This window comes from Streptomyces sp. ASQP_92 (assembly GCF_025399895.1).
In the GTDB taxonomy this organism is placed as follows: domain Bacteria; phylum Actinomycetota; class Actinomycetes; order Streptomycetales; family Streptomycetaceae; genus Streptomyces.
Map to the genome: position 1 here is coordinate 92223 of NZ_JAODUA010000007.1, position 10390 is coordinate 102612.

The window sequence follows — 10390 nt, forward strand, 5'->3', positions numbered from 1 at the left end:
GGTGTTCGCACCGTCAGCCGGACACCATGGTGCCGCCACGCGCCGCGCAACGGAAGGTACAGACAACCGTGTTGAGAACGTCTGGGATCCCCCTGATACCCCGCCGGTCCCTCCCGCCGGTCATCTCGGTGAAGCTGCTGGGCCGGTTCGAAGTCCACGACTCCCGTGGCAAACTCGTGGACATCCGCGGCGACGTCGCCCGCCGCGTACTGGCCCATCTCCTGCTCGCCGCCCCTCATGTCACCCCCAACCACCGTCTGATCGAGGCGGTTTGGGAGGGCGACGAACCGGAGAGCGCCATCGACCAGATCCGCAAGACCGTTTCCCGCCTGCGCCGCGAACTCCCGGGCGGCAGCGACCTCATCAGGACCGAGCCCGGCGGCTACCGCATCTTCCTTCCCTCCGAGCAGATCGACCTCGGGCTGTGGCGCGAGGCGATCCAGCGCTCCTCGCTGCTCATCCAGGAGGGCAAGCGCCGCGAGGCCCTCGAAACCCTGACCCAGGGCCTCGACCTGTGGCGCGGGCGAGCCCTCGCGGGCATGGCGGGCCGTCCCTTCACCGGGGAGGCCGTGGCCCTGCACGAGGAGCGCAGCTCGGCGCTGGAGACCTGGTGCCGGCTCGGCCTGGAGCACCTGGACACCCGCGCGGTCGTCGCGCGGCTGCGCCGGGAGATCCGCCTCGATCCGGTCCAGGAGAAGGTCTGGGGCATCCTCATCCGCACCCTCGCGGCGTCGGGCCGCCGCCTGGAGGCGATCGAGGAGTACAACCGGCTGCGCAAGGTCCTGGCCGGCACCCCCCAGCCGACGCCCTCGAAGGCCCTCCGGGACTTCTACCGCGATCTGAAGGAGACGGTGAGCGGCAGACCCGGCACGCCGTCCCCGGAATCCGATCCGGGCCGCCCCGCGCCGTCCAGGGGTTCGGTCCACCGCCGGGTCCCGCCGTGGATCCAGGAGCTGCTCCGGGGCCACGAGCCGCTGCCCGCCTACGTCCTGGACGCGCACTGGAACGTCCTGCACCGCAACCAGGCCATGGAGCGCTGGTTCCCCTGGCTGCGGGCGGAGGGCTCCAACCTGCTGAGCTGGGCCCTGTTCGCCCCGTCCGCGCGCACCGTCCTGCACGCCTGGGACGAGCACGCGATGGTCTATCTGGGCATCGTCCGCAACGCGTTACGCGAGCGCCCGGAGGACCCGTTCTTCCGTGCCATCAACGCCGCCACCCACAAGGACCCGACGCTCCGCGAGATGCTGGCCCGCGACGACGTCATCGACGTCTCCTCGCGATCCGGCCACCATTTCACCCTGAACCTTCCGCAGATCACGCCGGAGCCCATCAACGTGATCTCCCATGCGCTGCGGCCCGAAGGGAACAGGGGTGTACGCGTCGTCGTACTCACGTCACCGCACATGCCTTCGGAGGAGACCTCAGGATGACCACCAACGCACCCGACACCCGCCCCGCCCGCCGCCACATACTCGGCATGGGTGCCGCGCTGGGGGCGGCCGCCGCCGTCCTCACCGTGCCCGGTGCCCGCGCCGAGGCAGCCGCGCCGAGAAACGCGGCGGATCCGTCCGCGACGTCCGGTCACGCGCCGGGCATCGCGCTGGAGCAGGGCCACGCGGGCTTTCCCGCCATGCCGCGCGCGGTCCTGGAATTCTTCCTCGCGTCCCAGCGCGCCGACGCCGACGCCTGGGCCGCGACGTTCACCCCGCAGGGCGTGTTCCACGACCCGGTGGGCCAGCCGCCGCTGGTGGGCCGCGAGGCCATCAGGAAGCGCATCCACTCCATCCTGCCGAGCTTCCGGCCCTTCCTCGGCATCACCCCCAACGAGGCCCATATGACCGCCGACTTCGTGGCGGTCTCCTGGCGCGGCGCGGCGGTGACCCTCAAGAACCGCCCGGTCAACTGGTCCGGGATCAATATCTTCCAGCTCGACGACAAGGGCCTCATCAAGGAAGCCTGGGCCTATTTCAACTACGCGGCGTTCAAGGTGCAGCTGGACTCATGAATCCCCTTGTGGGCTATGGGAGTTGAGCCGTCGTAGGTCACCGTAAGACCTACGGGTCGAGTGGTTCCGGTCGGGGGGTCCCGCCGGAACCACGGCCGTTTCCGGGGTTCACAGGTGGGGCGAGGCGGGGTCACCCCCGAGCCGCAGATCGCCCACCGCGTCGAGGACGCCCTCCGCGGACGCGACATGGCGGCTCGCGGTGATCACGTCGCGCAGGCACCGGTCGAGCGGGGTGCGCTCGGTGTAGACCGCGGCCGATCCCACGGCGTCGTACAGGAGTTGCACCGCTTCACGACAGGCCCGGTGCGCGAACTGGCGGGCCAGCGCGGCCGTGCCCCGCTCGGGCGTCCGGCCGGCCTCCTGGGCCGCCCAGACGTCCTCCAGCGTGTTGTACACATAGGCGTCGGCCGCGCCGATCAGCGACTCGGCACGGGCGAGGTCGGCCGGGGACGCGGGCCGGGGCAGCGCCGGACGCCGGGCGGCGAGGATCTCCCGGGCCGCGCTCAGGGCGGACCGGGCGATGCCGAGTGGCACGCCCGCCATCTTCAGGGCGAGGTTGTCGGCGCGCAGATGCGGCGGGTCCTGCCGGCCGGCGGACGGAGCGAGCCCGAACGTGTGCCGCTCCGGGACGAACAGACCGGCCACCTCGATGTCGTGCGATCCGGTCCCGCGCAGCCCCGTGGTGTTCCAGGTGTCCATGACGCGCACGTGCGCGGCATCGAAGACGGCGACCCTCGGGACGCCCTGCGGCGTCAGGAAGCCGGCCATCACCCGGTCGGCGTGGGTGATGCCGCTGGCGTGGGTCCAGCGCCCGGACAGCAGGTAGCCGCCGTCCCTCGGCGTGCCCTGCCCAGTGGGCGGAAGAACGGTCGCGGTGATCAGGTCCGGGTCCGGGAACAGTTCGGTGTACGCGTGGGCACGCAGGCGGACCACGGCCAGTGAGGCATTCAGGGCGACGGCCGCGCACCAGCCGACCGAGGCGTCCCCCGTCGCCAACTCGTCGATTGCGCGCGTGATGTGAGGAACCGTCAGTTCCACCCCGCCTCGCGACGGCGGCAGCGCGGCGCGCAGCAGCCCGGTGGCCTTCAGCCCGTCCAGGACGTCACCCGGAACACGGCCCAGCCGTTCGATCTCCGAGGCACGCGCCGGGAGGCCCGAGGCGTACTCCCGTACGCGGTCCATGACGGCCGCGGCGGTCGGGGCCCCGCCCGCCCCGGAAGGCACATCGACGGTGGGCGGGCCCGCGCCCGCCCCGGAAGGCCGAACCGTGGTGCCTCGTGGGGGCGGCTCGGTGGCGGTCCGGCTCGCCGCGGCCCCGGGTGGCAGGTCGGTGGCGGTCATGCGGTCCTCCTGGCTCGGCTGCTCGGGTCGGTTCGGCCGGCTCGGATCACAGGTCCTCCAGCGCCTTGTTCAGTTCGTCCGCCAGGGTCTGGAGGTTCGGGGAGCGCAGGACCCCGTAGTGGTCGCCGGGTACGTCGACGCTGTCGGCCCGCTCGCCCAGGAGGTCCAGCCACTGCCGGGTGACGGCCGCACTGGCCCCGTCGATGGCCCGCAACAGGCGGACCCTGCCCCGGTACGCCGACGGTTCGTGGCCGGCCAGGGCGCGGCTGAGCCGCAGGAACCGGCCCGCGAGCCTTTCCAGGGTGGCGGCGTCGATCTCGCCCGGCAGCACACCTGCCTGCCGGGCCCGCGTGAGGAGTTCGGCGATCGGGGACCCGCCGCCGGTGGGCGCGAACGCGGCCGGTCCGGGGTTCCAGCCGCTTCCCGCGAGGCCGGCCAGATCACGGGCGAAGCGCGCCAACAGGGCTTCTTCGGGAGCGGGTTCGACCCGGCCGGGCGGCTCCAGGAGGTCCACGGCCGCGACGAGTTCGACCGTGGCGCCCCGGTCGGTGAGCAGCCGGGCGGTCTCCAGGGCGATCACGCCGCCCAGGGACCAGCCGCCGAGCCGGTAGGGACCGTCCGGGAAGCGTTCGGTGATCGCGTCGGCGTAGTGCCCGGCCAGCGCGGCCAGGGTCCGGGGCGCGGGGTCGAGGTCGGGGTACTGGAGGGCGTACAGCGGCTGGTCGTCGCCCAGAAGGGGCCCGAGTCCGGCGTAGCAGAGCACATCCCCGCCGACCGGGTGGACCAGGATCAAGGGGGGCCTCGTTCCGGCCCCTTGGATCGCGACCAGGGCCGCCCTGCCCTCGTCGTCCGCGCCCTCGCGCAAGACCTCGGCGAGCGCGGCGACGGTGGGCCGGGCGAGCAGGGTGGCCACCGGCAGCGACCGGCCGGTGAGCTGCCGGATCCGGGCCATCATCCGCACCGCGAGCATCGAATCCCCGCCGAGGTCGAAGAAGTTGGCGGTGACGTCGACGGGTTCCCGGGCGGGGGCGCCGGTGGGCGCGCCGGTCGGATTCTCGGTGGCCGCACCGGCGGAACCCCTGTCCGTCCCCGCGGCGGGTGCCGCCAGGGGGCCGAAGAACTCGGCCCAGATCCCGGCGAGAAGCCGTTCGCTCGCGTCGCGCGGCGCGACCGCCTCGCCGGAACGGGGCGCCCTCGGCTCGGGCGGCGGCAGGAGGGCGCGGTCCACCTTGCCGTTGGCGGTCAGCGGAAGCTCGTCGAGGACAACGATGCGGGCGGGCACCATGGAGGCGGGCAGTCGCTCGCCGAGCGCCCGGCGCAGCTCGTCCTCGGAGGCGGTGGACACGGCGTACACCACGATCCTTCTGGAGGTGCCCCGCTCGCCGTCGACCACGCCGACCGCCGCGTGGACGTCGGTGCGTCGCAGCAACGCGGCCTCGACCTCGCCGAGTTCGATCCGGTGGCCCTGGATCTTCACCTGGGAGTCGGCGCGGCCCAGGAACTCGATGTCACCGTCCGGCAGCCGGCGGCCGACGTCACCGGTCCGGTAGAGCCGCTCCCCCGTCATCGGGTGGCGCCGGAACGCCGCGCGGGTCTTGGCGTCGTCGCCCAGGTAGCCGCGGGCCAGGCCGGTACCGGCGATGTACAGGTCGCCGGGGACCCAGGTGGGGCGCGGTCGCAGCGCCTCGTCCAGCACATGGAAGCGCTGGTTGCGCAGGGGCCTGCCGTACGGGATGCTCGCGCGGTCCGTCTCCGTGCCGGTGATGGGGTACAGGATGGACCAGATGGACGCCTCGGTCGCGCCGCCCAGGCTCCACAGGTGCGCGTCGGGCAGGAGCGCGGCGATGGCCGCGGGCAGGGTGACGGGGATCCAGTCGCCGCTCATCATCACCACGCGCAGCGACGAGGGGGCGCCGGCGGCACGGGCGTGGGTGACGAACATGTCCATCAGGGCGGGGACGCTGTTCCAGATCGTCACCTGGTGACGGTTCATCAGTTCCAGCCAGGCGGACGGCTCCCGCAGCGCCGACTCGTCGGGCAGGACCACGGCTCCGCCCGCCCCGAGCAGCCCGAAGACGTCGTAGACCGAGAGGTCGAAGTGGAGCGCGGACAGGGCCAGGACACGGTCGTGCGCGGTCACGCCGAACCGTTCGTTGATGTCCTGGATCGTGTTGAGCGCGGCGGCGTGCTCGATCATCACGCCCTTGGGGACCCCGGTGGAGCCCGAGGTGAAGATGACGTACGCCAGATCGTCGGGGCCGGCCGGGGAGGGCGGCACGGGACCGGCCGACGGGTCCCGCTCCGGCTCGGCGTCGACGCTCAACGCCTGGGTCCCGGCGGGCAGTTCGAGCCGGTCCGCGACGGCGGAGCGGGTCAGTACCAGCTCGATGCCGCCGCTCTCCAGGATCGTCCGAAGTCGGGGCCCGGGCATCGCGGCGTCGAGCGGGACGTAGGCGGCCCCGGTCTTCAGGACGCCCAGGGCCGCGACGACCTGCTCCCAGCCCTTGTCCATCACGACGGCCACGAGGGTGCCCGGTCCCGCGCCCCGGCCGGTCAGCCACCGGGCGACACCGTCCGAGCGGCGGTCCACTTCGCCGTAGTCGAGGGTGCGGTCCGAGGTGATGACGGCGGGCGCGTGCGGCCGGTTCCTGGCCCGGCGCAGGAACGCGTCGTGCAGCAGCTCGGTGGGGACGGGGGCGTCGGTGGCGTTGACCGCACGGTGGATCTCCAGGTCGGCGGCCGGGGGGAGCACGGACGGCCGGCGGCGCCAGGCCTCCTCGCCGCACAGGTCCCGCACCAGCTCCAGATAGGCCTCCCACATCCCGTCGAGGACCCCGTCCGGGAAGACCTCCCGCACCGCGTCCCAGTTGAGGACCAGTTCCCCGTCCTCTTCCAGCGCCTGGTGATCCAGCCACACCTGCGGGGTCCGTACCGAGCTGGACGCCAGTCTGCCGCCGGTGCCGAGCAGGGTCAGGGCCTTGAGGGCGCCACCCTCGTCGTCGCCCCGGCCCGCGAAGCCGATGGTGCTGGTGAACACCACGGGCATCGTCGCCAGGCCCGCGCCGCCCCGCGCGCGGTTGAGTTCGCGCAGCACCTCGACGCCGCTGACGTGCCCGTGTTCGAGATCGGTCAGCAACTGCCTCTGGAGGCGTACGGCGCCCGAGGCGAAGTCCTCGACGGGGCTCGTGTCGACCTCCAGCAGGGTGGTCGTGCTGAGGTTGCCGACGAGCCTGGCGACGTCCTCGTGCAGCGGCCGCCGGTTGAACGCCAGCACATTGAGCGTGAAGCGCGGGGAGGCGCTCCAGGCGGCGATCACCTGCGCGTACGCGGCGCACAGCGCCGCCGACGGCGAAAGGCCGGCCGCGGCGGCGTGGTCCTTGAAACGCTGCCAGGAGTCGGCCTCGACCCGGGCCGTGTGATGAGTGAACTCCGGCCGCCGCGGCGCGGATCCGGGCCGCAGCGGCAGCCGGGGCGCGGGCGGAAGGGAGGCGAGGCGGGCCCGCCAGTAGGCGAGCGACTTCTCGCGCGGTCCGCCCGGCTCGGCCGGTTCGGCATCCGTCTCGGCGGCGATGGCGCGCAGGTAGTCGCGGTAGGTGAGGGCCGGGGCAGGCGCCGAGGGCGTGCCCCGGCGGTAGGCCTGCGCCCACTCCCGGAACAGGACGGCGGCGCTGCGGCCGTCGATGATCAGCGCGTCCATGCCGAGGTGCAGCCGGGTGGTGTGCGCGTCCAGCAGGCTCGCCCGGACGTCGAACAGTGGCCAGCGTTCGGTGTCGAAGACCTGGTGCCGCATCTCGTCGTGGATCTGGGCGAGGCGGGCGGCCCGTTCGGCCGGGCCGCACCCTCGCAGATCGACGGTGGCGATCCGATACTCGGGAACCTCGGCGAGCACCCGCTGGTATCCGTCCCTGGACACGACGGCGCGCAGCATGTCGTGCCGCTCGACGAGGTGCCGGAACGAGGAGGCGAGCCGGTCGAGGTCGGTCCCGTCGAGGTCGACCTCGATCAGGAAGGAAGTGGAGACGTTCCCGAGCTCGAAGGCATCGGTGCGGCCGACCAGGTAGGCCTGCTGGAGATCGGTCAGGCCGAACGGTTCGTGGCGGCGCGCGGGGTCGGCGATCAGCGGGGCGGCGGGCGTTGCGGGGGTGTGGGCGGGGGCCGTGGCCGGACCCGGGACGGCGAGGCCCGCCACCCGGCCGGTGCCGGCGTCGTGGGCGGCACGGACGGTCCGCGCGATCTCGCTGACGCTCCGGCCGTCCAGCAGATCGGGCAGCGTGATGTCGACCCCGAGGTGCCGGGCGAGGCTCTGCCTGATGTCCATCGCGATCAGCGAGTCGATGCCGAGGCTCCGCAGCGGCAGGTGCAACTGGTCGCCACCGACGGCCGCGCCGCGCGCCCGGCCGACGATGGTGAGGACCTGCTCGGCGGGGGTCGCGGAGGCGGGTGCGGGTGTGGGTGCGGGTGCGGGAGTGAATGTGGGTGCGGGTTCGACGAGCCGTACCTGTGCGACCGGTTGACGCGCGAGCGGCTCGGCTCGCGGGTCACGGACCGGACCCGCCTCAAGCCAGTAGCGCTCGCGCTGGAAGGGGTATCCGGGCAGCCGCGCGGGCGGCCCGCTGGGTTCACCGTGCACGCGCGTCCAGTCGATCCCGACGCCCCGGGTGTACAGCGCGCCCAGGCTGTCCAGGAGCGTGCGCCTGGCCTCCTCCCCCGGGCTCAACGAGGCCAGGAACAGGGCGTGTTCGGCCGTGCGGACCCGGTCGAGGTGCGGCGAGGCGGGCCCGATCTCCACGAAGGTCCGGTGCCCCTCGCGCAGCAGCGCGGCGACGCGTTCGGTGAACCGTCGCGGGTCGGCGGCGCCCGACGGGGCGAGGGCCGCCGCGCGCGCCGCGTCCTCAAGGCTCGACGCGCCCGTGAGATGGGCGGCCACCAGCTCGCCGACGCCGTGCCCCGCGACCGCGGCGAACTCGACGCCCCAGGACCGCCACAGCTCGGCGAGCCCGTACGCGACGGCGAACGGCGAGGGGTTGCGGTCACCGGTCGCTTCCGCGCACCGGTCCAGGGCAAGCCCGAACACCGGCTCCGCCGCGGCCAGTTCGGCGGCGGCGTCGTCGTATCGGGCGTCCACCCGTCCACTGAAGAGGAACACCGCGCCCCGGCCCGTCTCCGGGCCGCGCACACCGACGCGTACGCCGGGCGGGGGCGCCTCGCCCCGGTGCGTCCGCGTCAGCAGGCCGCGCAGCTCGGCGCGCGAGGACGCCACCGCGGTCAGCCGGTGGGTGAAGTGCGCCCGCCCGAGGCTCGTGGTCCGGCAGATCGACGCGAGTGAATCGGCGTCGGCGCCGTTGGCCAGGAGGTCGGCGTAACGTGCGGTGAGGCCGGCGAGGGCGGTCGATGTCTTCGCGGAGAGGGTGAGCAGGCGCGGTCCGCCCTGCGGCCCGGCCTCCAACTGCCGTGCCGCAACGGCTACTTGGGAGTCACCCTGTACCTCTGCGACAGCGCCCGCCGCCTCTCCCGCGGAGGCCGCCTCTCGCGCAAGGGTGACCGGGGCCTCTCCCGCATAAGCCGCCTCCCGCGCAAGGGTGACCGGGGTCTCGTCGGCAGCGGCCGGGGCCTCACCGACGGCGCCCAATGGCGCCTCGACCGCGACCGGCGCCTCCTCGATGATCACGTGCGCGTTGGTGCCGCTGATGCCCTGCGAGGACACCGCCGCCCGCCTGGGGCCCCGCGTGCTCGGCCACGCCGTCTCCTCGGCGACGAGTTCGATCGCGCCCGCCGACCAGTCGACGTGGGGCGTGGGATCGCCGACGTGCAGCGTGGCGGGGAGCCTGCCGTGCCGCAGGGACAGGACCGTCTTGATGACGCCGGCGACACCCGCCGCCGCCTGGGTGTGCCCGATGTTCGACTTCAGTGAGCCGAGCCGCAGCGGGGTCTCCCGGTCGCGTCCGTAGACGGCCATCAGGGCGCGCGCCTCGATCGGGTCGCCGAGCGGGGTGCCGGTGCTGCTCGCCTCCACCACCTGGACGTCGCCGGGTGCGAGGCGCGCGTCCTCCAACGCCCGCCGTACGACCCGCTGTTGGGCGGAGCCACTCGGTGCGGTGAAGCCGTTGCTGGTGCCGTCCTGGTTGACCGCGCTGCCGCGGATCACGGCCAGCACGCGGTGGCCGAGCCGCCGGGCTTCGGAGAGCCGCTCCACCAGCAGCATGCCCACGCCCTCGGAGAACCCGCTGCCGTCGGCGGCGGCCGAGAACGGGCGGCTCCTGCCGTCCGGCGACAGGCCCCGCATGCGGGTGAACTCGGTGAACAACCGCGGCGTCGCCATGATCGTCGCACCGCCGGCCAGCGCCATCGCGCACTCGCCCCGCCGCAGCGACTGGACGGCCAGATGCAGCGCGACCAAGGAGGACGAGCAGGCGGTCTCCACGGTGAGCGCCGGGCCGTGCAGGCCCAGTGTGTACGCGATCCGGCCGGAGGCGACGCCGCCCGCCGTACCGGTCGCCAGGAAGCCCTCGACCTCTTCGGGTACGACATCGAGGCCCGACCCGTAATCGTTGCAGGACAGCCCGGCGAACACGCCGGTCTCGGTGCCGCGCACCGACTCCGGGTCGATGCCGGCGTCCTCGAACGTCTGCCAGGCGGTTTCCAGGAGCAGCCGTTGCTGGGGGTCCATGGCCAGGGCTTCGCGCGGGCTGATACCGAAGAACTCCGCGTCGAAGTGGGCGGCGTCCAGGAGGAAGCCGCCCGAACCGGTGGCGCTCCGGCCACCGCCCGCCGGGTCGTGCAGGGCCTCGTCCCAGCCCCGGTCGCGGGGGAACGCGCCGACGGTCTCCCCGCCCGACGCGAGCAGCCGCCACAGGGCGTCGGGCGAGTCGATCCCGCCCGGGTACCGGCACGCCATGCCGACGATCGCGATCGGTTCCCGCTCCCGCTCCTCAAGATCGCGCAGACGCTCGCGCGTCCGGTGCAGGTCGAGGGTGAGGCGCTTGAGGTAGCCGAGCAGCTTGTCGTCCGCTTCCGATGGCATGGTGGATCGTCCTCCGTGGGGGT

4 protein-coding genes are annotated in these 10390 nt (G+C 73.5%); 2 read left to right on the forward strand and 2 right to left on the reverse strand.

All coding sequences use genetic code 11. The features are described 5' to 3' along the window. Positions 1–68: 68 nt before the first annotated feature. Both N4G70_RS17865 and N4G70_RS17870 read left to right on the forward strand, forming a co-directional pair. Positions 69–1430: a BTAD domain-containing putative transcriptional regulator gene (locus tag N4G70_RS17865; RefSeq protein ID WP_261713647.1), complete on the forward strand. Its 1362-nt coding sequence runs from the start codon at positions 69–71 to the stop codon at positions 1428–1430. Continuing rightward, positions 1427–2005 (forward strand): nuclear transport factor 2 family protein, encoded by a 579-nt coding sequence (locus N4G70_RS17870; RefSeq protein ID WP_261713648.1) that lies wholly within the window; start codon positions 1427–1429, stop codon positions 2003–2005. Before N4G70_RS17865 ends, N4G70_RS17870 begins: the two co-directional genes overlap by 4 nt. A 108-nt stretch (positions 2006–2113) precedes the next feature. On the opposite strand, the gene N4G70_RS17875 is transcribed toward N4G70_RS17870, so the two are convergent. Beyond that, positions 2114–3346 carry an acyl-CoA dehydrogenase family protein gene (locus N4G70_RS17875; protein ID WP_261713649.1) on the reverse strand — a complete coding sequence of 411 codons (1233 nt, stop codon included), beginning with the start codon at positions 3344–3346 and terminating at the stop codon, positions 2114–2116. Positions 3347–3392: 46 nt separating this feature from the next. Further along, positions 3393–10367 carry a non-ribosomal peptide synthetase/type I polyketide synthase gene (locus N4G70_RS17880; protein WP_315904267.1) on the reverse strand — a complete coding sequence of 2325 codons (6975 nt, stop codon included), beginning with the start codon at positions 10365–10367 and terminating at the stop codon, positions 3393–3395. Positions 10368–10390: the final 23 nt, after the last annotated feature.